The following is a 21,827-nucleotide window of genomic DNA, read 5'->3' on the forward strand; positions in this document are numbered from 1 at the left end:
CGAGGCGTCCTCGGTCCTCGGCGGCGAGGAGTCGGCGTACCTGCGTCCGCTCATGGAGGCGTTCTGGCAGGCTCGGACGACCACGGACCGGGCCGCCCTCGACCGTGCGGCCGGGCGGCTGCGCGCGGCGTTCTCGGTGATGCGCGAGACGCCCGAGCGGCTGGCGGGCCGCCCGATCGCCACCGAGGTGCGGCCCTGGACCGAGCAGCTGGCGCGCTACGGCGAGGCCGGTGAGACGGCCGTCGCACTGCTGGAGGCCCAGTCGAAGGGCGACGCGACGGCGGCCTGGACGGCCTACCGCGCGCTGGACCGGCTGCGCGCCGGGCTCGCGGCGAGCGAGGTGAAGGTCGGCACGGGCGTGCTCGACCCGTTCCTGACGCGGGCCCGCACGGCGTACGAGAAGTGGGCGGGCCTCGGCAACGAGTCCTCCACCGGCGACGAGGCCCCGAAGGACCCGGGGACGGCGGAGGACGGCGGGACGGGCCCCGGCGACGGCCCGACGGCGGGCACGGGCGGGGGCACCGGAGGCGCGGACGGCGGGACCGCGCAGGACGGCCCCGCCCCGGGGGACGGCACCTGGCAGGACGGCCGTCTCGTCCTGCTCCCGCGCCCCCGCGTCCTCACCGACGTGAGCGTGCTCACCGACCCCGGCACGACGGGGTACGTCGAGGCGTACCTCCCAGGTGGGGGCTGGCGGTACCTCGGTGCCCTCGACACCGGGGGCGCGACGGAGCTCGGCCCGGCGGAGATCGGTACGGCGGGCGTGCGCGTGAGCGCGCTGCGGGTCGTCGGCCCCGAGCGCTCCCAGGTCCGCCATCTGGTGCCGTGGTTCGCCGACACCCCCGCCGTCGCGCTGGAGCTGGGCCGTTCCACGGCGGACGTGGAGATCGGCGGCACGGAGCGGATCACGGCCCGGCTGACGTCACAGCGTCCGACCGGCGTCAGCGGGGAACTGACCGCACGGGCCCCGAAGGACATCAGGGTCAAGGTCTCGCAGCCGTCGCCGACCCTGTCGCGCGGCGCCGTCGTCGACAGCACCGTGGAGGTCACGGTGCCGCCGGGGACGCCGTCGGGCACGTACGAGGTGACGGTCGCCTTCGGCTCGCAGACCCGTACCCTGACCGTCCGCGCCTTCCCGCGCACGGCGGGCCCCGACCTCGCCCGCACCGGCACGGCCTCCTCGTCCGCCGACGAGACCCCCGACTTCCCGGCCGCGGCGGCCAACGACGGCGACCCGGCCACGCGCTGGTCCTCCCCCGTGGACGACGGCGCCTGGTGGCAGGTGCAGCTCGCCGAGCCGGTGCGCCTCGGGCGGCTCGTGCTGACCTGGCAGGACGCGCACCCGTCCGCGTACCGCGTCCAGGTCTCCGCCGACGGACGCGTGTGGCGCACCGCGACCACCGTGGACGACAGCCGCGGCGGCCAGGAGTCCCTCCGCTTCGACGAGCGCGACGTCCGCTACGTGCGCGTCCAGGGGATGCGGCGGGCCACGGCGTACGGCTACTCGCTGTGGTCGGTGGAGGCGTACGCGGTCGCGGAGGCGGCCGACGGACAGGAGTCCGCCGCGCCGTGAACCGGCGGGCACGGAGCCGTCGATAGACGGGGTGTGAGACTGTTCCGCCCCCGAGGGGGCCACCGGGAGGACGATTCGGACGCGGCGCTGCTGCGGGCCGTCTCGGACGGGGACTCCGCGGCGATGGCCGCGCTGTACGACCGGCACGCGGGCTGGCTGCACGCGCGGCTGACCCGGCGCTGCGCCGACCCCGAGACCGTGCGCGAGGTGTTGCAGGACACCTTCGTGACGGTGTGGCGGTCGGCGGGCGGCCACCGGGGCACGGAGGCCGGCGGCTGGCTGTGGACGATCGCCGCACGGCGTCTGGTGGACGCGCGACGGGTCCAGGAGCGGGCGGACCGTGTGGAGTACACGGCGCCGGCCCCCGCGCCGTCCGCCGAGGACCGCGTACTGGCGCGGCTCGAGTACGGCGACGTGGGCACAGCGCTGGACCGCCTCTCCCCCGAGCTGCGCGAGGTGCTGAGGGCGACGGTCGTCGACGGGCTGACCACCCGTGAGGCCGCCCGCCTCCTCGGCATACCCGAGGGCACGGTCAAGACCCGTGCCCTGCGCGCCCGCGCCGAGCTCCGCAAGGCCCTGGCCCAGTTGAACCCGCCCCAGGGCGCCCACGCGCGCCCGGCCCTGGCCCCGTCCCCGCTGGGAGGCCCGGCATGACCGGTTGGCACGCCCCCGACGACCTCGTCACCCGCTACGCGGACGGTTCCCTCGCGGAGACGGACGCCTGGTCCCTGGAGAAGCACCTGGAGCGCTGCGGCCGGTGCGCCGCGCGCGTCTCGCACGCGGTGCGGGCGGGCGCGGCGGGACCGGCGCTGGCGGAGGTCCGCGACGCGGTCCTGGCGACGGTGCCCGAAGCGGCACAGTCCACCACGACCACCCCGGCCCGCACGACCCCCGCAACCGCCGCCGGCCCGGCCCGTACAACTCCCGCAACCGCCGCCGCCGACCAGGTCCGCACGGCTGCTGCGGCCGTGCCCGTGCCGGACCTCGCTCCGGCGGTGGCGCCGCGGCCCTCGCGGGCCTTCGGCGGACGGCTCGCCCGGATCCTCTGGGCCGCGGGGCCCGCCGTCCGCGGGACCTGGGCCGGGGCCGTGCTGCTCGTCGCCCTGGGCGCCGTCGCCCTCGCGTACGGAGGCGGATGGGCGGGCGCACGGCCCCTGCTGCTGGCCCTCGCCCCCGTCGTCCCGGTGGCCGGGGTCGCCCTCTCCTACGGGCGGCACGCCGACCCGCTCCACGAGATCGCCGCGTCGGCCCCCTCGGGCGGACTGCGCCTCCTGCTGACGCGGACGGCCGCCGTGCTGGCGGTCAGCGCGCCCTCGCTGACGGTGGCGGGGCTGCTCCTGCCGTCCTCCGGCCCGCAGCTGCCCGCGGGACCCGCGACGGCCGGCTGGCTGCTGCCGGGGCTGGCCCTGACCCTGGCCTCGCTCGTCCTCTCGGGATACCTGGGCTGCCGTACCGCGACGGCGGTGGTCGGCGGCGGATGGCTGCTCGCCGTCGCGGCCCCCCTCCTCGTGTCCACCGGCACCGGTCTGACGGCCGGTCTCACCGAGCAGCTCTCCCTCTACTTCACCGGCGCCTCCTCCCAGGGCGGCTGGGCGGCGGCGACCGTGCTGTGCGCCCTGCTCCTCGCCGCGCGCCGCACCGCGTACGACCGTCTGGAGACGATGTGAACAGGCCCGACACGACCGCCGTACCGCCCTTCGGCGGTGCCGAGCACCACTCGGCCGCCCCGGCCGGGCGCGGCCGGGACGGCTCGGACGACACCGCCGTGCGGGTCTCCGGGCTGACGGTCCGACACCGCAGGACCACCGCCCTGGACGGTGTCGACCTCGACTTCGGGCTCGGCGTCCACGGTCTGCTCGGGCCCAACGGCGCGGGCAAGACCTCCCTCGTCCGTGTCCTCGCCACGGTCGCCGAGCCCACCGCGGGCCGGGTCGAGCTGCTCGGGAACGACCTTCGCGGCCATCGGGAACGCGGCGCGGTCCGCCGCGAACTGGGCTATCTCCCGCAGGACTTCGGGTACTACCCGGGCTTCACGGTGCGGGAGTTCGTCGCCTACGTGGCCTGGCTGAAGGAACTGCCGGGGGCCGGCACCGACGCCGCGGTCGAGCGGGCCGTGGCCCGGGTCGGCCTCGCCGACCGCATCGACGCCAAGGTCAAGACCCTGTCGGGCGGCATGATCCGGCGCGTCGGCATCGCGCAGGCCATCGTGAACGACCCCCGCCTGCTGCTGCTCGACGAGCCCACCGCGGGTCTCGACCCCGAGCAGCGCGTCGAGTTCCGCGCGCTGCTGCGGGAACTGGGCCGCACCGCCACGGTGATCGTCTCCACCCATCTCGTCGAGGACGTGGCCGCGGCCTGCACGGAGGTGACGCTGCTCGAAGCCGGGCAGGTCGCCTACCGCGGCACGCCCGGCTCGCTCGCCGCACTCGGCGCGGACGGCCACGAGTCCGACGGCAACGCCGTCGAACGCGGTTACATCACGGCCCTGCGCGGCCACCGCACGGCGACGGGGGCCGGCCGATGAGCACCCGCGTCCAGCCGGGCGGGGACGGCCCGGCCCACACCCCCGTCCGGACCGGCGCGGACCTCGGCCCGGGCCGCAGGAGCGGCGTCGGCCCCGACGCCGACCTCGACACCAGCACCAGCACCAGCACCGGCACCGGCACCGGCCACGAGAACGGCACCGCCCCGGCGGCCGGGCCCGGTCGGGACGGCCGGCGCCGGATCCCGCGGCCGGGTGACGGGAGCGCTCGCGCACGCCGTTCCGCGCCGCACCCCCTGCGGGCCGAGTGGCTGCGCGGTTTCGCGCCCTGGGCGGGCGCCGGGCTGCTGCTCGCCCTCGCCTGGCCGATGGCCGCAAGGGCGGACCAGTGGCAGGGGAGCTGGGGGGCGACGACGGAACTGCTGAGCACCGCCGCCGCCATGATCGGTGTCCCGTTCGCGCTCGCCGCGGGCGGTTGGCAGGGCGGCAGGGAACGCAGGCGCCGGACGGCGGAGCTGCGCTCCTCCACCGCGCGTACGCCGCTGGTCCAGCTCCTGGCGGCCGCCCTGCCGCTCGCCTGCTGGCTGACCGCGGCCCACCTGCTGGTGGTGGCCGGGGCGCTGGCGGCCTGCGCGCCGTACGCCTCGGCGGGCGGACCCGCGTACACCGTGTTCGCCGGGAACGCCCTCACGCTCGCCGCCTGCACGGTCCTCGGTCACACGGCCGGGCGGGCCATCCCTTTCCGGCTGACCGCCCCGCTGCTCGCGATCGGCGGCTACGTCGTCGTCGGCGCCCTCGGCACCCGGCAGTCCGACGTCCGCCACCTCGCGTTCTGCATGGCCCACGTCCTCGGTGACAACGACCTCGCCGTCCGGTGGTACCCGCTGGTGTCGGCCCTGTGGGCGGCCGGGCTCGCCGCCGCGGCGGCCCTGGCCCTCACCGCGTACCGCCGTGCCACCGCGCTGCTGCCGCTCGCGGCCGCTCTCGGCGCGGCCGTCCTCCTCGTCTCGACGGGCGACGGTCTGCTGCGTGACAACCCGCTCGCCCACCGCCAGGTGTGCGACACCTCGACCACCCCTGACGTCTGCGTCAACGCCACCTATCCGGGCATGCTGCCGGAGGTGACCCGGGCCCTGTCCGGTCTGACCGGACGACTGGAGGGGGTCCGGAACCTGCCGGTCCGCTACGAGGACCTGTGGCGGTCCCCGCACCCGGGCGAGGCGCAGCTGCCGAACCTCAGCCCCCTCGGCTGGAGCGTCGTCCGCGGCAAGGTGACCGACCCCCGGCGGTACGCGTGGGAGGCGGCCCACATGCTGGTCCGCCCGGACTGCGAGCAGGCGCCGACCGCGGACCGGATCACGGTCACCGACGAGGCCGTGCTGCGCTGGCTGGCGCCTGAGCCCGGGTTCGCGGAGCTGCGTGAGTTCTCCGTGACGAGGGCCCGGCAGGAGGGGGACACGAAGAGACTCGCGTGGTACCGGGCGGAGGACGAGGCGTACGCGCGCCTGACCTCGATGAGCGAGGGCGAACGCCGCTCCTGGCTCGGCCGCTACTTCGCCACGGCCGCCGAGTGCGGCCCGAAGCCGAGCGAGGTCCCGTCACTGTGAACACCCGACAGAGTTCCCTGCCGGCGCGGTCCGCGCCCGGACACCGGTTCCGCTCCCTGGCCCTGTACTCCCGCTCCCGGGGCATCCCGACGGCCCTCGCGGCCCTGGTCTGCGCCGCGCTGCTCACCGCGTGGACGGCGAGCCGCCCGGACGCCTACCTCGACCCGTACCGCAGGGTCCCGCTGGTCGCGCTCGCCCCGCTGCTGGCCGCGGCGGCGACCGGCGCGAGCCTGCACGCGTACACCCGTGAGCTGGACGACACCGCGGTACGCCGCTGGTGGCCCCGGCGCCTGGCCCACCTGTTGGTCCTCAGCGTCCTCGCGTCCGCGCTGCTGGCCCTCGCCGTGCCCGGGCACGCGCAGGAGTTCGGCGCGGTGGCGATGGTCCGCAACACGCTGGGGGCCATCGGCGTCACGGCCGGTGGGGCGGTGCTGGTCGGCGCCCGGCTCAGCTGGATGCCGACGACGCTGTACTTCAGCGCCGTGTACCTCTCGGCCGCCTCTCCCCGTGTGAACAACGCGACAGTCGTGAGCTGGCTCGTGCAGCCGGGTCCGCAGCACGGCGCCTGGGCGGCCGGTCTCGCACTCTTCGTGACCGGCACGGCACTCTGCGCGGCCCGTGGGGCCCGTCCCGAAGGACCCCGCGTCTGACACGGGGTCGCACGGGCCGGGCCCCACGGGCCAACGCAAAGGCCCGGATCGTCAGGCCGATATGCCGTCGATCCGGGCCATGGCGTCGTCCGCGCCGTACGGTTGCAGGTAGGGCATCCAGCGCGGGTCCCTGTGCCCGGTTCCGATGATGCGCCACGCGAGCCCCGTCGGCGGGGCGGGTTTGTGGCGCAGGCGCCAGCCGATCTCGACCAGGTGGCGGTCGGCCTTGGTGTGGTTGCAGCGGCGGCAGGACGCCACCACATTGTCCCAGGCGTGCTGACCTCCGCGGGAACGCGGGATGACGTGGTCGACGCTGGTTGCGACGCCACCGCAGTACATGCACCGGCCGCCGTCGCGGGCGAACAGGGCTCGCCTGGTCAGCGGGACGGGCCCTCGGTAGGGGACCCGTACGAACCTCTTCAGCCGGACCACGCTGGGTGCGGGGACAGTAACGGTCGCGCTGTGCATGAAGGCGCCGGATTCCTCGAGGCAGACTGCCTTGTTCTCGAGGACGAGGACGAGCGCGCGGTGGAGCGGTACGACGCCGAGCGGCTCGTACGACGCGTTGAGGACCAGGACGTGCGGCACGGATGCCTCCTTGTACGCCGGCGGCGCGTGGCTCGCGCCGGGACGATCTGCAGTCAGTCTCCCCTCATGCCTGGTGACGGCGCCACCATGTCCCGGTAACGGGCTGGGAGTGTTTTCGACCACATCCCCTACATCCCCAGGTGAGCACGGTCTCTCCCCTCCGCATGACAACGATCCACACACGATGCCCCGTTAGTGTGGTGGTTCTGCCCGGACGGCATTCCTCTCTTGTCCCCCGCCGCGGGCAGACCGCTACGCCTGGAGGTACCTGCCGTGTCCCTGCCCGTCCTATCGGCCCTGGCCGCCGGACCGGCCCCGTCGCCGTCCCCCTCGACGTCGACCGGTCCGCTTCCGGTGACCCCCACGCTCCAGGACGCCCAGGAGAGCGCGACCCACGCGGCGAGCTGGGTCGAGGAGAACTGGTCGACCTGGCTGGCCATAGGTCTGCGCGTCCTGCTGATCCTGGTGATCGCCGCCGCACTGAGGGTGTTCGTGCGCCGGGCGATCACCAAGCTCATCGACCGGATGAGCCGCACCGCCGAGGCCGTCGACGGCACGGCGCTCGGTGGTCTGCTGGTCAACGCGGAGCGCCGCCGGCAGCGCTCCCAGGCCATCGGGTCGGTACTGCGCTCGGTCGCGTCCTTCCTGATCATGGGCACGGCCGCACTGATGATCCTCGGCACGTTCGAGATCAATCTGGCCCCGCTGCTCGCCTCGGCGGGTGTGGCCGGTGTCGCGATCGGTTTCGGTGCCCGCAACCTGGTCACCGACTTCCTCTCCGGCGTCTTCATGATCCTGGAGGACCAGTACGGCGTCGGTGACACGATCGACGCGGGCGTGGCCTCCGGCGAGGTCATAGAGGTGGGCCTGCGCGTGACCAAGCTGCGCGGCGACAACGGCGCGATCTGGTACGTCCGCAACGGCGAGGTCAAGCGCATCGGCAACCTCTCCCAGGGCTGGGCCACCGCCGGTGTGGACGTCACGGTCCGCGCCTCGGAGGACCTGGACCGCGTCCGGTCCGTCATCGCCGACGTGGCCGAGACCATCAGCAAGGAAGAGCCCTGGAACGAGCGCCTGTGGGGCCCGGTCGAGATCCTGGGCCTGGACAGCGTCCTGCTCGACTCCATGGTGGTCCACGTCTCGGCCAAGACCATGCCCGGCAAGGCCGTCTCCGTGGAACGCGAACTGCGCTGGCGCATCAAGCGCGCCTTCGACGCCGCCGACATCCGCATCGTGGACGGACCGGCCGCGCCCGTGGAGGAGGAGGAGCCCCTCGACCCGACCGCCGCGGTGGCGGCCCCGTCGGCCCTGAACAACCCGGCCTCCCCGCAGTCGGCGGCGACCGCCCCCATCCCGTCCCCGGCTCCGTCGGGCGTGCCGAAGTAGGCCCGCGACGCCATGCACGAGGGGCGGCACCCGGACACCCCGGTGCCGCCCCTTCGTCGTCGCACTGCCCGCGCGTGTCAGCCGGGCCGCGTCTTCGCCGTCACACGACCCGCGAACGTCAGCCGGGCCGCCGCATCGTCACCGCTCGGCCCGCCGCACGTCAGCCGGGCCGCCCCTTCGTCGGCGGGCGGTCCGCCCCGCTTCCGTCCGCCGGCCCGTCGCCCGCCGGCCCTCAGCCCGTCCGCCCCTCGCCCGTCGGCGGAGGAGGTTCCGTCGCGAGCCCCTCCGGTCCCGGCCCCTCCGGGTGGTCCTTCCCCTCCGGGTGGTCCTTCGCCTGCCGGACCGCCTCCAGCCCGGTCGCCGCGGCCAGCTGGCACACGGCGACGAGCGCCGATCCCTTGCCCAGCCCGGCCACGCCCCGGAGCCCCTCGCCGTCGTGGACGTCGATGACGACCTCCCCCGGGGACGCGCCGAAGGACAGCGAGCCCCAGACCGACTCCTCCCCGCGCCAGGGACGCCATCGGAAGTGGAGCTCCTCGCGGCCCTTCTCGGCGACGAGGAACGCCCGCTCCGAGGCCACCAGCCGCTCACGGACCCGCTCCTGCCGGCCGTCCTGGGCCGACGCCGGGCGCAGCACCCACGTCTGCCGCTCGTCCAGCGCGCCGCCGGTGAGCACGATGCCGGCCTTCCGGGCCCGGCGTCGCAGCGCCCGCACTCCGAGGGCCGCCCAGCCGAGTGTCATGACACCCCAGCACAGGGGCCTGAAGAGCAGCCCGCGGGCCGCGGAATCCCAGGTGAACCCGTCGCTCACGAATTCGGTGACCATCAGGACGAACGCCACGGGCACGCTCTTGGCCACGGCCGCGCGCCATGCGGCCGTCAGCGGCTTCACGGCCGGCCTCCCGGCCGGTCCTGCGCGGCCCACGCCACACGGTTCACCTTCATGCGGCGGATCATAGGAACGGGACCCTGTGCACCAGGCATGAGAACGAACCGGCCACCGTCTTCCGCACGGCGAAGACCCCCTCCCCAAGAGGTGCGCACCGGCACAAATCCGCGCAACCCGACCTGGCCGCGCGGAACCGATCGTGACGAAGCCGTAATGCCCCCGGGCCGTCACGCTCCTGACGCACCGACAGGGCATTCCTACCCCCGGCACCCCGCCTCCCACACGGGGACGGAGCCGTTCCTCTTCACAGGACCCCCGCATCCCCTCCACCTTGATCAACCGTCTACTGTCGCTCCGACAGCGGGCCCTTGTTCTGGAGCTCAACGCCCGGGGGCCCGCCTCGAATGGGGAACCCATGCGCAAATACGCCATCGGCGCCGTCGTCTCCGGCGCCCTGGCCCTGTCCGCCCTGGCCGTGCCGTCCGCTTCGGCCGCCACGCCGGACCTCTCCTTCTCGGGTGTGGTGGTCAACAACGGCAAGGCGATCGTCGTCGGCACCACGAACCTCGTGAAGGTCCCGGTCACCTACACCTTCGTCCGCCCCGCCGGCCTCGTCATCGACGGCGAGAAGAACGGCGCGGGCGTCCTGCTGTACCGCGGTCCGTCGCTCGCGCGACAGGAGAACGAGCTGGAACCGGACGACGCCCCGGTCTGCACCACGAAGGCCACGACCGCCACGACGGTCACGCAGTCCTGCAAGGAGGTCATCGAGGTCGACCCGCAGGAGTACCTGTACGAGGCGGCGGACGCCGGCACCTGGAAGGTGGCCGGCTTCTACGGCGACACCACCGTGGACGACGACGACTCCGACAACCACATCAGCATGCGGTTCGGCTACGACATGTGGGGCGTCCCCGGCACGGCCCAGGTCAAGCGCGCCGCCAGGCTCACCGCCGACGCCACCCCGGAGCCGGTGAAGAAGGGCGCCACGCTCACCGTCAAGGGCGCGCTGACCCGCGCCGACTGGAAGAACGGCAAGTACACCGGCTACAAGGGCCAGTCGGTCGTCCTCCAGTTCAAGGCCAAGGGCGCCACCGCCTACAAGGCCGTCAAGACGGTGACCTCCGGCACCGCGGGCGCCCTGAGCACCACGGTCAAGGCTTCGGCCGACGGCACCTACCGCTACGCGTTCGCGGGCACCGCCACCACGGGCACCGCCACGGCCGCGGGCGACTACGTCGACGTGAAGTAACCGGAGCCGGGCCCTCCTCCGGCCCGCCACGAAGCCGCCCCCGCGGCGGACGAGTTCGTCCGCCGCGGGGGCGGCTTCGTGCGTTCCGGCGACGACCGCGCCGCCCGGGCGGTGGTTTCCCTTGACGCCCGCGCCCCGTCCGGCCTACTTTCCTCGCATCAGCAATAGGAAACTTTCCTAACAGTGATCTCCCGGTGGACTTCCCGAAGGCTCCCCTGGGAAGCTGGTCGGCCTAGAAGGGCAGGTGGCGACAGACATGGCAGGATCCGCCGGCACGCCGGGCACCCCGCGCGTCCTGCGCGCGATGAACGACCGCGCCGCCCTCGATCTGCTGCTCGAGCACGGACCGCTCTCGCGGACCCGGATCGGGAAGCTCACCGGACTGTCCAAGCCCACCGCCTCACAGCTCCTCGCACGCCTGGAAGCCGCCGGGCTCGTCCTGGCCACCGGCACCAGCGAGGGCCGGCCGGGCCCCAGCGCCCAGCTGTACGAGGTCAACCCCGGCGCCGCGTACGCGGCGGGTCTCGACGTCACCCCCGAGCGCGTCCTCGCCGCCGTCGCCGACATCACCGGCCGGACGGTCGGCTCGTACGAACTGCCCACCCCCGGCCGCCGCCCGGCCCGGCCCGTCGTGCGCCAGGTCACCGACGCCCTCGACGGCGCGGTGAAGGCCGCCGGGCTCGCCCGGGACGACGTCCGCCGCCTGGTCATCGCCACCCCCGGCGCCTTCGACCCCAACACGGGCCGGCTGCGCTACGCCTCCCACCTGCCCGGCTGGCACTCGCCCACCCTCCTCGACGAACTGGCCGCGGCCCTGCCGATGCCCGTCGAGTACGAGAACGACGTCAACCTCGTCGCCATCGCGGAGCAGCGCCTCGGCGCCGCCCGGGGGCACGAGGACTTCGTCCTGCTGTGGAACGAGGGCGGTCTCGGCGCGGCCCTCGTCCTCGGCGGCCGGCTGCACCGCGGCTGGACCGGCGGCGCGGGCGAGGTCGGCTTCCTGCCGGTGCCCGGCGCGCCCCTGGTGCGCCAGGTGACCCGGGCCAACAGCGGCGGCTACCAGGAGCTGGCCGGCTCCCAGGCCATCCCCCAACTGGCCCGCGAACTCGGCGTCCAGGACCTGCCGACGGGTCCGTACACCGAGGTCGCGGCCACCCTCGTCGAGCGGGCCGCCGCCGTCGACGCGGGCCCCTACCGGCGGCTCCTCGAGAGGTACGCGACCGGACTCGCCACCGGTCTGGCCTCCCTCGTCTCCGTGCTCGACCCCGAACTGGTCGTCCTCAGCGGAGCCTCGCTCACCGCGGGCGGCGAACCGCTGCGCGCCCTGGTCCAGGCCGAACTGGAGGAGCTGGCCGCGTCCCGGCCGCGGCTCGTCGTCGGCGACGTCCACGAACACCCCGTGCTGCGCGGCGCGTTGGAGAGCGCCCTGGCAGCCACCCGCGACGAGGTCTTCGACACCTCCCGCTGAGTCCGTACCGCTCCGCCGCTCCACTCGCCCGTCCCGCAACTCCCCGTCCCGCCAAGTCCCTCACAGGGAGATCTCGCCATGCCCGGAATATCCCGAAAGACAGCCGTCGCGCTCGCCGCCTCCGCCTCGATGGCCCTCCTCGCCACCGCCTGTACCGGCCAGTCCGGCGGCGGCGGAGGCGACGACGCGTCCAAGGAGCAGACGATCAACTTCTGGCACGGCTGGAGTGCGCCGAACGAGGTCAAGGCCGTGAAGTCGCTGGTCGCGGGCTTCGAGAAGGCGCACCCCAACATCCACGTGAACATCGTCGGCAACATGACCGACGACAAGATCAACCAGGCGCTGCGCGCGGGCGGCGACAAGGCCCCCGACGTCGTCTCGTCCTTCACCACCAACAACGTGGGCAAGTTCTGCTCGTCCGGCGCCTTCGTCGACCTCAACCCCTTGTTCGAGAAGGCGCACATCGATCCGGAGACGACCTTCCCGAAGGCGATGAACGAGTACACCCAGTTCGAGGGTGACCGCTGCACGGTGCCCCTCCTCGGTGACGCCTACGGGCTCTACTACAACAAGACCGCGTTCGAGAAGGCCGGGATCGCCTCCCCGCCGAAGACCTGGTCCGAGTTCGAGAAGGACGCGAAGAAGCTCACGATCACCAAGGGCGACTCCTACTCCCAGCTCGGCTTCATGCCGAACTACCACGGCTGGGAGTCCACCACCGAGCACTACTTCGGGCAGTTCTCGCCGACGTACTTCGACAGCAGCGGCAAGTCGAACATCGCCAAGGACCCCGCCTTCACGGCCGGGTTCACCCTCCAGAAGAAGCTGGTCGACGAACTCGGCGGCTTCAGGAAGCTGGAGACGTACCGTTCCAAGCTCGGTGACGAGTGGGGCCCCAAGCACCCCTTCCACACCGGCCAGGTGGCCATGCAGCTCGACGGCGAGTGGCGGCTCGGCATGGCCGAGGAGGCCAAGCCCGGCTTCGAGATCGGCGTCGCCCCGCTGCCCGTCCCCGACGACCGGGCCGACCAGTACGGCAAGGGCTACATCACCGGCACGATCGCGGGCATCGCGTCCACCAGCCGCAAGCAGAACGCGGCCTGGGAACTGGTGAAGTACATGACCACGGACACCGACGCGGTGGTCGGCTTCGCCAACGGCATCCACAACGTGCCCTCGACGCTCGCGGCCCTCAAGTCGCCGAAGCTGAAGTACGACCCGCGCTTCAAGACGTTCCTGGACATCGCCTCGAACCCGGACTCGACGACGACTCCGCCGTCCGTCAACGGAGGCACCTACCTCGTGACGATCCAGCAGTTCGGATACGACTACGAGAGCGGCAAGACGAAGGATCTGAAGGCGGGCCTCGCGGCCACCGCCCGGCAGATCGACACGGACATCGCGCAGGCGAAGTAGCGGCACGCACATGACCACTGTCACGCTCGCCTCGAAACGCCGGCGCTCGGCGCTGGTGACCCTGGCCTTCATGTCGCCCTGGCTGATCGGCTTCGCGGTCTTCTTCGCCTACCCGCTGATCTCGACCGTCTACTTCTCCTTCATGCACTACGACGGCTTCAGGCCGCCGACGTGGAGCGGGACGAAGAACTGGACCTACGTCTTCGAGAACTACCCGCTGTTCTGGCCCGCGTTGCGCAACACCCTGTGGCTGGTCCTCGTCACGGTGACCCTGCGGGTGGCGTTCGGGCTCGGCGTGGGCCTGCTGATCACGAAGATCAAGACGGGCACGGGTGTCTTCCGCACCCTCTTCTACCTGCCCTACCTCGCCCCGCCGGTGGCCGCCACCATGGCCTTCGCCTTCCTCCTCAACCCCGGTACGGGACCGGTCAACTCGATCCTGGAGAAGGCCGGCGTCTCCGCCCCCGGCTGGTTCAACGACCCCGCCTGGTCCAAGCCCGCCCTGACCCTGCTGGCCCTGTGGGGCATCGGCGACCTCATGGTCATCTTCATGGCCGCGCTGCTCGACGTGCCCACCGAGCAGTACGAGGCCGCCGAACTGGACGGCGCCTCGGCCTGGCAGCGCTTCCGGTACGTCACGCTGCCGAACATCTCGCCCATCGTGATGTTCGCCGTGGTCACCGGGGTCATCCAGGCCATGCAGTACTACACGCAGCCGCTGATCGCCGGGAAGGTCGCCTCGGGCGTCATCCAGGGCGCCGGCACGCAGTTCGAGCCCGGCTACCCCGACAAGTCGACGCTCACCCTGCCCCAGCTCGTCTACAACCTCGGCTTCCAGCGCTTCGACTACGGCTCCGCCTGTGTGGTCGCGCTCGTGCTGTTCGCCCTGTCCATGGTGTTCACCGCGTTCCTCATGCGGCGCCGGGGCGGTCTCATCCAGGCAGGTGACTGACCGATGACCCAAGTACTCGACAAGCCCGTGGAGCTGACCGCCCCGGTCTCCCCCGCCGAGCGCACCGCGCGCCGCCGGGCCCTGCTGGAGTGGGTCGCGGTCCACTCCCTCGGCGTCGCGGCCGCCCTCTTCTTCGTGCTGCCCTTCGTGTTCGTGTTCCTGACCTCGCTGATGAGCGACAGCCAGGCGCTGAGCCGCGACCTGGTCCCGCACACCTGGGAATGGGGCAACTACAGGAAGGTCTTCGACACCCCGGGCTTCCTCACCTGGTGGAGGAACACGCTGCTGTACGCCGGCCTCGGCACGGCGCTCACCGTCGTCTCGTCGGTCCCCGTCGCCTACGCGCTCGCCAAGTTCCGCTTCCGGGGCCGCAACCTGTCGCTGATGCTCGTCGTCTCGATGATGATGCTGCCGCCGCAGGTCGTGATCATCCCGATGTACCTGTTCTGGGCGAAGCAGCTCGACCTGTCCGGCACCCTGTGGCCGCTGATCATCCCGATGGCGTTCGGGGACGCGTTCTCCATCTTCCTGCTGCGCCAGTTCCTGATGACCATCCCGAACGAGTACCTGGACGCCGCCAGGGTCGACGGCTGCGGGGAGCTGCGGACCCTGCTGAGGGTCGTCCTGCCGATGGCGAAGCCGGGCATCGCGGCCGTCGCGCTCTTCCAGTTCTTCTACGCCTGGAACGACTACTTCGGCCCCCAGATCTACGCGTCCGAGAACCCGGGTGCCTGGACGCTGAGTTACGGCCTGGAGTCGTTCAAGGGCGCGCACCACACCGACTGGAATCTCACCATGGCCGCGACCGTCCTGGTCATGGCCCCCGTGATCCTCGTGTTCTTCTTCGCGCAGAAGGCGTTCGTCGAAGGCGTCACGCTCACCGGAGTGAAGGGTTAACCATGAAACTCACCGTGGTCGGCGGAGGGTCGACCTACACCCCCGAACTCATCGACGGATTCGCCCGGCTCAGGGACACCCTGCCCGTCGAGGAACTGGTCCTCGTCGACCCCGCCGCCGAACGCCTGGAGCTGGTCGGCGGCCTGGCCCACCGGATCTTCGCCCGGCAGGGCCACCCCGGCCGGATCGTCACCACCTCCGACCTGGACGCGGGGGTCGAGGGCGCCGACGCCGTGCTGCTCCAGCTGCGCGTCGGCGGCCAGGCCGCCCGCGAGCAGGACGAGACCTGGCCGCTGGAGTGCGGCTGCGTCGGCCAGGAGACGACCGGCGCGGGCGGACTGGCCAAGGCGCTGCGCACGGTTCCGGTGGTGCTGGACATCGCCGAGCGGGTCCGCCGCACCAACCCGGACGCGTGGATCATCGACTTCACCAACCCGGTCGGCATCGTGACGCGCGCCCTGCTCCAAGCGGGCCACAAGGCGGTCGGCCTGTGCAACGTGGCGATCGGCTTCCAGCGGAAGTTCGCCGGACTGCTCGGGGTCTCCCCCGCCGATGTGCATCTCGACCATGTGGGCCTCAACCACCTCACCTGGGAGACCGGTGTGCGGCTGGGCGGCCCCACGGGCGAGGACGTACTGCCGAGGCTGCTCGCCGAGCACGGCGGCACCGTCGCCGAGGACCTGCGGCTGCCCCGGACCCTGGTCGAGCGCCTCGGCGTGGTCCCCTCGTACTACCTGCGCTACTTCTACGCGCACGACGAGGTCGTCCGGGAGCTGCGCACCAAGCCGTCCCGCGCCGCCGAGGTCGCGGAGATGGAGCGGCGGCTGCTGGCCATGTACGGCGACCCCGCCCTCGACGAGAAGCCGGAGCTGCTGGCGAAGCGGGGCGGCGCCTACTACTCCGAGGCGGCCGTCGACCTCGCCGCCGCGCTGCTCGGCGGGGGCGGCAGCCCCTACCAGGTGGTGAACACCCACAACCGGGGAACCCTGCCGTTCCTGCCGGACGACGCGGTGATCGAGGTACAGGCCGCGGTCGGCGCCAAGGGGCCCGCCCCGCTGCCGGTGCCGTCCGTCGACCCGCTCCACGCGGGCCTCGTGGCGAACGTGACCGCGTACGAGGACCTCGCCCTGGACGCGGCCCTGCGCGGCGGGCGCGACCGGGTCTTCCGGGCGCTGCTCGCCCACCCCCTGGTCGGCCAGTACGCCCTGGCCGACGCCCTGACCGACCAGCTGATCGCGCACAACCGGGAGCACCTCGCGTGGGCATGACGTCGGCGGAGACCGGTGCCGGTACGGCCGCCGGGTCCCGCCCCGCGGGCCTCGTGCTGGCCATCGACGCGGGGAACAGCAAGACCGACGTGGCCGTGGTGGCCCCGGACGGCCGCGTGACCGGCACCGCGCGCGGGGGCGGGTTCCGGCCCCCGGCCGTCGGCGTCGAGACGGCGGTGGACGCGCTCGCCGACGCCGTGCGGCGGGCCTTCGCCGAGGCGGGCGTCGCCTCGGTCGGCCATGTCTCGGCCTGTCTCGCCAACGCCGATCTGCCCGTGGAGGAGGAGCAGTTGGCGGCCGCGCTGCGGGCGCGCGCCTGGGGCGCGGAGGTGGAGGTGCGCAACGACACCTTCGCGATCCTGCGGGCCGGGATCGCCGAACCGCGCGGAGTCGCCGTGGTCTGCGGGGCCGGCATCAACTGCGTGGGCATGCGGCCCGACGGCCGCACCGCGCGTTTCCCCGCCATCGGCCGCATCTCCGGTGACTGGGGCGGCGGCTGGGGTCTGGCGGAGGAGGCCCTGTGGCACGCGGCACGGGCCGAGGACGGCCGGGGCGGCGCGACCGCGCTGGCCCGCACCCTGCCCGCGCACTTCGGCCTGGACTCCATGTACGCGCTCATCGAGGCGCTCCACCTGGAGCACGTCCCCGGCGCGCGCCGCCACGAGCTGACCCCGGTCCTGTTCGCCACGGCGGCGGACGGCGACCCGGTGGCCCGGGCGATCGTCGACCGGCTCGCGGACGAGGTGGTCACGATGGCCACGGTGGCCCTCGGCCGCCTGGGCCTGCTCGCCGAGGAGACCCCGGTGCTGCTCGGCGGCGGCATCCTCGCCGCCCGCCATCCCCGGCTCGACGACCGCGTCCACGAACTCCTGGCCGCCCGCGCGCCCAAGGCGGTCCCCCGGGTGGTCACCGCCCCGCCGGTCCTGGGCGCGGCGCTCCTGGGCCTGGACCGCGTACGGGCCCCGGGCGAGATCCACGCGCGGGTACGGGCGTACTACGAGGGGGGCTGAGGAAGCCCGGCGGAACGGACCGCGGCCGTGCCGGCGTCCACGGCCGCGGGACCGTCGATGACCTGGAGTGAAGGGGCGGGAACCAAACGGATGCGGAACACGTGTTCATGAGAAGGGGGGTGGCGCGGGGGAATCGTGCTGCGCCGTGATCCGAACAAGATCCAGGCAAGGCCTGTGCGGATGCCGGTACGGGCGGCGATACTTGCCGCCGTGCACGTACGCCGGCCGGCCGCGCCCACCGCGTCCGCGGCGGGCGTGACCGACCGGATGACCATGGGGGAGGTCGACAGTGACACACCCGCCGAAGGGCGGCTCGGCGCCACCGGGTCGGGGCACGCCCACGGTGCCGTCCGTGCCGGCGCAGCCCGGCCCTCCCCTGCCGCCGGGCGGATCCCCCGTGCACCGGGGCGGATCCGGCGCCGGACCGAGCGCTCCCCCGGTTCCCGGCGCGGCGCCCCGGCGCACGGCGTGGGCGGAAGGTACGGACCGGCTGCGCGCCGCGGCGACGACGGAGCCGGGGCGGCTGCGGATCATCGGCGCCGTCCTCGCCCTGCTGGTCGTCGCGTTCGGCGCGGTCACCGCCTGGCAGATGACGGAACGTTCGGCCGCCGCGGACAACGTGCTGCACAGCAGCCAGCCGCTGAGCGCGAGCGCCGCGGACATCTACCGCTCGCTCGCCGACGCCAACACCGCCGCCTCCAGCGGCTTCCTGGCGGGCGGTCAGGAGTCGCAGGAGACCCGCGACCGCTACGAGCGCGACATCCGGACGGCGGCCGCCAAGCTGATCACCGCGGCCAACAGCTCCGAGGCCGGCTCCTCCGCGGCCACCACCATCTCCCAGCTCAACGAACTGCTGCCCCAGTACAAGGGCCTGATCGAGCGGGCCCGCGCCAACAACCGGCAGGGCTACCCGCTGGGCGGCGCGTACCTGCGCTACGCGAACGACAAGATGCAGAACGAGATGCTGCCGAAGGCCCAGCAGCTCTACAAGAACGAGAACCAGCGGCTGAACGCCGACTACGCCGACGCGAAGCCCTACCCGTGGGCCGCGATCGCCCTCGGTCTCGTCGCGCTCGCCGCCCTGGCCTGGGCCCAGCGCCGCAACTACCGGCGTACGAACCGGGTGCTGAACCAGGGCATGGCCGCCGCCACCGCCGCGTCCCTGGTCGTACTGCTGTGGCTCACCGTCGGGCACACCTTCGCCCGGTCCGGACTGGACGAGTCCTACGACCACGGGGTCCGCTCCCTGAACGTGCTGCACGACGCCCAGATCGCGTCCCTGAAGGCGCGGGGCAACGAGAACCTCACCCTGGTCAGCCGGGGCGCGGAGACCAAGACCCTGCCCGACAAGACGACCATGGACCTGTACGACTACAACTTCGACCGGGACATGAAGTCGCTCACCCGGGGCCTCGCCGTCGCGGCGGGTCTCGCGGACGACAGCGCGGGCGAGAAGCCCGTGCAGGCCGCGACCGCCGGCATGGAGGTCTGGAAGCAGCGTCACAAGGAGGCCCGCAAGGCCGACAACGCCGGCGACTACCAACTCGCGCTGGACCGGGTCATCGGCTCCCCCGACAAGAAGCCCACGGGCGAGTGCTTCGACGTCGTGGACAAGAACCTGGGGATCGCGCTGACGCACGAGCAGGACGAGTTCCAGCGGGCGGCGGGCGACGGCCTGGGCGCCATGACCGGCCTCCCGGCCGGCGCCGCGGTCCTGGCCGTGCTGGCCGCCGCGGGCGCGGTGCTCGGCATCGGCCGCAGGCTTTCGGAGTACCGGTGAGAGGAGGAGCGGCGATGAACGCACGGCGCCTGAGGGCGAGCCTGAGGGGCTGGGGCGGCGTGGGCGCGATGGCGCTCGCCTGCGTGACAGCCCTGGTCCTCGCCCTGATGCTGCCGGACTCCGCGCGCGGTGACGGCAGCACCGGTGTCGGCGGGCCCGGCCTGGCCCGGGGCACCCAGGCCAGGGCCGAGGACTGCACCGACCCGCAGAACCAGAGCCTCGCCCCGTCGGGCGCGGACGGGACGACGATCGACGCCATCAAGAACCGCAAGGACCGGCGGCTGATCGTCGGCGTCGACCAGAACAGCTACCACTGGGGCTACCGCGACCCGAACAACCCGAAGGCCGGCGGCGACCTCGAGGGCTTCGACATCGACCTGGTCCACGCGATCGCCAAGGACATCCTGGGCGACGAGAACGCCGTCCAGTTCCGCGCGATCCCCACCAGCCAGCGCATCCCCGCGATCCAGAGCGGCCAGGTCGACATGGTGGTGCGCACCATGACGATCACCTGTGACCGTCTCCAGCAGGTCGCGTTCTCCGCGCCCTACTTCAAGACCGGCCAGCAGGTACTGGCCCCGGTGAGCTCCGGCATCACGGGGTACGACAAGAGCCTGGCCGGCAAGAGGATCTGCTCGGCGGCCAAGTCCACCGCGAACGACCGTCTGACGGCCGACCGGAAGACAGGCAAGCCCGCCCCCTCCTCTGTCGTCCTGCCGCCCGTGCCCAACCAGCTGGACTGCCTGGTGCGCCTCCAGCTCGGCGAGGCCGACGCGGTGGTGACCGACGGCGCGCTCGCGGCGAGCCAGGCCGCCCAGGACCCCACGGTCGAACTCAAGGGCGACACCTTCACCACCGAGTACTACGGCGTGGCGATGAAACGGGGCGCCGAGGATCTGGTACGCCGGGTCAACCACGTCCTCGCGGACTACCGCAAGGACGGCTGGCGGCAGTCGTACGACAAGTGGCTCGCTCCGACCCTCGGGCCCGACTCCCCCTCGGAGGACCCGCCCCCCGCCGTGTACGGGCGGACGGCCTGACACAACCGCAGAATCGACCGGCCGCGCACCCGCGCGCGCCGGAACCGCACGAGAACGAGAGGTGATCGATGGGCGTCACGGGACCCCCCGGGCCGGTGATGGACCGGGACGAGGCGGACCGTGCGCTGGCGCGCCTCGGCGCGGAGCACGAGGCCATCGAGACCTCGCTCCTCGCCCTGCAGGACCACGCGGGCCGCAGACTCCTGGAGGGCGCCGAACTCACCGGCTCGACCAAGGAGCGCTGGGCGTCCGCGGAGGCGTCGATCACCCTGTTGTGGGCGTACTTCGACGCGTACACGGACGCGCTGCGCTCCGCGCGAGAGATCCGCTCCCGCAGACGCTGGTCCAGCCGTGAGGACCTGGTCGAACTGACCGAGCTGCTGCGCGGCTCGGGCATCACGGTCGCCGGTTCCACCACGGCCACCGCGAACGCGCCGACCCTGGCCGGCACCGGCAAGCTCAGCGAGCGGTTCTCGCTGGCCGCCCTGGTGGACCGGATGAACGGGCTGTACGCGGCCTCGCTCGACATGGTCGTCACCGCGGACGCCGTGTGGTCCGCGCTGCCCGCCCGCATAGATTTACTGGCCGCGGAGCTCCAGCGCACCCGGGCGCTCGCGCACTCCGTGGGCGTGCGCCCCGGCGAGCACCCCTCGGGCGACGACCTGGAGCGGATCACCCGGACCCTGACCGCCCTGCGCGAGCGCGTGGTCTCCGACCCGCTCGCCTTCTGGGTTCCCGCGCGGGGGAGTTCGGCCCCCGGCGGCGGACGCCCGGACACGACGGCGTACGACCGTGAGGCGCGCGCCCTGGAGGAGGTCCGCCGGGAGATCGACGCGGTCCTGACGGTGCGCCAGGACGCCGAGGCGCGGCTGGTGAAGCTGCGGGACGTGCTCAGCCGCGCGGACCGCACCCTCGCCGAGGCCCGCAGTGCCCGGGGCGAGGTCCTCGCGAAGATCGCCGCGTCCGAGGTGCCGGCCGTCAGCGGTCCGCCGACGGCGTTGCAGGAGCAGCTGGCGACGGCCGCGGAGTACCGCAGGCACGCGCAGTGGCACCGCCTCTCGCCGCTCCTGGAGGCGCTGGAGGAGAAGGCGGAGGACGAGCTCCTGCGCGCCCGGGAGTCGTTGACGGCGGTCACCCAGCCGCTGGCGGTCCGCGCCGAGCTGCGCGGCCGTCTCGACGCGTACAAGGCCAAGGTCGCCCGGCACGGCTTCGCCGAGGACCCGTTCCTCGTGGAGCGCTACGACGCGGCCCGCCGCATGCTGTGGAGCGCTCCCTGCGATCTGCGGGTGGCCGAGGAGGCGGTGCTGCGCTACCAGCGGGCGGCGGCCGAGCTGCTGAACCCGCCGGTGCCCGAGCAGGGCGGGCCTCATGACCGTGCGGACCGGAGGGGGACCGACGCGTGAGCGGTGAGGGGATGCGGTGTGAGCGAGCAGCCGGTGAGTGAGCAGCGGTGCGGCCGGCCCGGCTGCGAGGGCTCGTACGAGGACATGGGCGGCGGCGAACTGTACTGCGACACCTGCGGACTCGCCCCCGCCGAACCGGCCCCGAGGTCCTCCCGGTCCGGAGGCG

General features: G+C 73.3%; 19 protein-coding genes. 17 read left to right on the plus strand and 2 right to left on the minus strand.

Annotated elements, in window-relative coordinates; translation table 11 throughout:
* From CW362_RS37175 to CW362_RS37205, 6 genes are all read left to right on the plus strand, one after another.
* A partial coding sequence (locus CW362_RS37175; RefSeq protein WP_206301190.1) for a discoidin domain-containing protein occupies window positions 1-1,573 on the plus strand: 1,573 nt, incomplete at its 5' end.
* Between the two features lie 33 nt (window positions 1,574-1,606).
* Complete coding sequence (locus tag CW362_RS37180) at window positions 1,607-2,227, plus strand: RNA polymerase sigma factor (RefSeq protein WP_103554016.1); 621 nt, start codon at window positions 1,607-1,609, stop codon at window positions 2,225-2,227.
* Window positions 2,224-3,240 carry a zf-HC2 domain-containing protein gene (locus CW362_RS37185; RefSeq protein ID WP_103554017.1) on the plus strand — a complete coding sequence of 339 codons (1,017 nt, stop codon included), beginning with the start codon at window positions 2,224-2,226 and terminating at the stop codon, window positions 3,238-3,240. The genes CW362_RS37180 and CW362_RS37185 overlap by 4 nt, the downstream gene beginning before the upstream one ends.
* A gap of 98 nt (window positions 3,241-3,338) precedes the next feature.
* Window positions 3,339-4,097, plus strand: coding sequence for an ABC transporter ATP-binding protein (locus CW362_RS37190; RefSeq protein WP_103554028.1), 759 nt, complete (start codon window positions 3,339-3,341; stop codon window positions 4,095-4,097).
* Entirely contained in the window at window positions 4,094-5,662 is a 1,569-nt protein-coding gene (locus CW362_RS37200) for a hypothetical protein (RefSeq protein ID WP_240658249.1), read from the plus strand. Before CW362_RS37190 ends, CW362_RS37200 begins: the two co-directional genes overlap by 4 nt.
* Window positions 5,659-6,312 (plus strand): hypothetical protein, encoded by a 654-nt coding sequence (locus CW362_RS37205; protein ID WP_240658250.1) that lies wholly within the window; start codon window positions 5,659-5,661, stop codon window positions 6,310-6,312. Before CW362_RS37200 ends, CW362_RS37205 begins: the two co-directional genes overlap by 4 nt.
* Before the next feature lie 51 nt (window positions 6,313-6,363).
* Here CW362_RS37205 and CW362_RS37210 read toward each other — a convergent pair whose 3' ends face one another.
* Window positions 6,364-6,900: an HNH endonuclease gene (locus tag CW362_RS37210; protein ID WP_037618871.1), complete on the minus strand. Its 537-nt coding sequence runs from the start codon at window positions 6,898-6,900 to the stop codon at window positions 6,364-6,366.
* Between the two features lie 273 nt (window positions 6,901-7,173).
* On the opposite strand from CW362_RS37210, the gene CW362_RS37215 reads away from it, so the two are divergent.
* Window positions 7,174-8,286, plus strand: a complete 1,113-nt coding sequence (locus CW362_RS37215) for a mechanosensitive ion channel family protein (protein WP_162684360.1) — start codon at window positions 7,174-7,176, stop codon at window positions 8,284-8,286.
* Between the two features lie 232 nt (window positions 8,287-8,518).
* Here CW362_RS37215 and CW362_RS43120 read toward each other — a convergent pair whose 3' ends face one another.
* Window positions 8,519-9,178: a hypothetical protein gene (locus CW362_RS43120; protein ID WP_112477708.1), complete on the minus strand. Its 660-nt coding sequence runs from the start codon at window positions 9,176-9,178 to the stop codon at window positions 8,519-8,521.
* A gap of 412 nt (window positions 9,179-9,590) precedes the next feature.
* Here CW362_RS43120 and CW362_RS37225 point away from each other — a divergent pair, with 412 nt between their 5' ends.
* From CW362_RS37225 to CW362_RS37270, 10 genes are all read left to right on the plus strand, one after another.
* Window positions 9,591-10,427 carry a hypothetical protein gene (locus CW362_RS37225; protein WP_103554019.1) on the plus strand — a complete coding sequence of 279 codons (837 nt, stop codon included), beginning with the start codon at window positions 9,591-9,593 and terminating at the stop codon, window positions 10,425-10,427.
* A 256-nt stretch (window positions 10,428-10,683) separates the two neighbouring features.
* Window positions 10,684-11,895: an ROK family transcriptional regulator gene (locus tag CW362_RS37230; protein ID WP_103554020.1), complete on the plus strand. Its 1,212-nt coding sequence runs from the start codon at window positions 10,684-10,686 to the stop codon at window positions 11,893-11,895.
* 78 nt (window positions 11,896-11,973) lie between these two features.
* Window positions 11,974-13,311, plus strand: a complete 1,338-nt coding sequence (locus CW362_RS37235; protein WP_103554021.1) for an ABC transporter substrate-binding protein — start codon at window positions 11,974-11,976, stop codon at window positions 13,309-13,311.
* Between the two features lie 10 nt (window positions 13,312-13,321).
* Window positions 13,322-14,263, plus strand: coding sequence for a carbohydrate ABC transporter permease (locus tag CW362_RS37240; protein ID WP_103554022.1), 942 nt, complete (start codon window positions 13,322-13,324; stop codon window positions 14,261-14,263).
* Between the two features lie 3 nt (window positions 14,264-14,266).
* Window positions 14,267-15,160, plus strand: a complete 894-nt coding sequence (locus tag CW362_RS37245; RefSeq protein WP_103554023.1) for a carbohydrate ABC transporter permease — start codon at window positions 14,267-14,269, stop codon at window positions 15,158-15,160.
* A gap of 2 nt (window positions 15,161-15,162) precedes the next feature.
* Entirely contained in the window at window positions 15,163-16,428 is a 1,266-nt protein-coding gene (locus tag CW362_RS37250) for a 6-phospho-beta-glucosidase (protein ID WP_103554024.1), read from the plus strand.
* Window positions 16,425-17,438, plus strand: a complete 1,014-nt coding sequence (locus tag CW362_RS37255; protein ID WP_103554031.1) for an N-acetylglucosamine kinase — start codon at window positions 16,425-16,427, stop codon at window positions 17,436-17,438. The genes CW362_RS37250 and CW362_RS37255 overlap by 4 nt, the downstream gene beginning before the upstream one ends.
* Window positions 17,439-17,727: 289 nt before the next feature.
* Complete coding sequence (locus tag CW362_RS37260; protein ID WP_103554025.1) at window positions 17,728-19,218, plus strand: hypothetical protein; 1,491 nt, start codon at window positions 17,728-17,730, stop codon at window positions 19,216-19,218.
* 14 nt (window positions 19,219-19,232) lie between these two features.
* Complete coding sequence (locus CW362_RS37265) at window positions 19,233-20,258, plus strand: glutamate ABC transporter substrate-binding protein (protein WP_103554026.1); 1,026 nt, start codon at window positions 19,233-19,235, stop codon at window positions 20,256-20,258.
* 68 nt (window positions 20,259-20,326) lie between these two features.
* Entirely contained in the window at window positions 20,327-21,661 is a 1,335-nt protein-coding gene (locus CW362_RS37270) for a hypothetical protein (RefSeq protein WP_103554027.1), read from the plus strand.
* Window positions 21,662-21,827: the final 166 nt, after the last annotated feature.

Origin of the sequence: Streptomyces populi (genome assembly GCF_002911015.1) — a bacterium.
Taxonomy (GTDB): Bacteria; Actinomycetota; Actinomycetes; order Streptomycetales; family Streptomycetaceae; genus Streptomyces; species Streptomyces populi.

What these genes read in the sequence shown, in the direction of transcription:
- CW362_RS37185 (WP_103554017.1), top strand. Translation starts at nt 2,224, where the DNA reads ATGACCGGTTGGCACGCCCCCGACGACCTCGTCACCCGCTACGCGGAC.
- CW362_RS37200 (WP_240658249.1), top strand. Translation starts at nt 4,094, where the DNA reads ATGAGCACCCGCGTCCAGCCGGGCGGGGACGGCCCGGCCCACACCCCC.
- CW362_RS37225 (WP_103554019.1), top strand. Translation starts at nt 9,591, where the DNA reads ATGCGCAAATACGCCATCGGCGCCGTCGTCTCCGGCGCCCTGGCCCTG.
- CW362_RS37230 (WP_103554020.1), top strand. Translation starts at nt 10,684, where the DNA reads ATGGCAGGATCCGCCGGCACGCCGGGCACCCCGCGCGTCCTGCGCGCG.
- CW362_RS37235 (WP_103554021.1), top strand. Translation starts at nt 11,974, where the DNA reads ATGCCCGGAATATCCCGAAAGACAGCCGTCGCGCTCGCCGCCTCCGCC.
- CW362_RS37240 (WP_103554022.1), top strand. Translation starts at nt 13,322, where the DNA reads ATGACCACTGTCACGCTCGCCTCGAAACGCCGGCGCTCGGCGCTGGTG.
- CW362_RS37245 (WP_103554023.1), top strand. Translation starts at nt 14,267, where the DNA reads ATGACCCAAGTACTCGACAAGCCCGTGGAGCTGACCGCCCCGGTCTCC.
- CW362_RS37250 (WP_103554024.1), top strand. Translation starts at nt 15,163, where the DNA reads ATGAAACTCACCGTGGTCGGCGGAGGGTCGACCTACACCCCCGAACTC.
- CW362_RS37255 (WP_103554031.1), top strand. Translation starts at nt 16,425, where the DNA reads ATGACGTCGGCGGAGACCGGTGCCGGTACGGCCGCCGGGTCCCGCCCC.
- CW362_RS37265 (WP_103554026.1), top strand. Translation starts at nt 19,233, where the DNA reads ATGAACGCACGGCGCCTGAGGGCGAGCCTGAGGGGCTGGGGCGGCGTG.
- CW362_RS37270 (WP_103554027.1), top strand. Translation starts at nt 20,327, where the DNA reads ATGGGCGTCACGGGACCCCCCGGGCCGGTGATGGACCGGGACGAGGCG.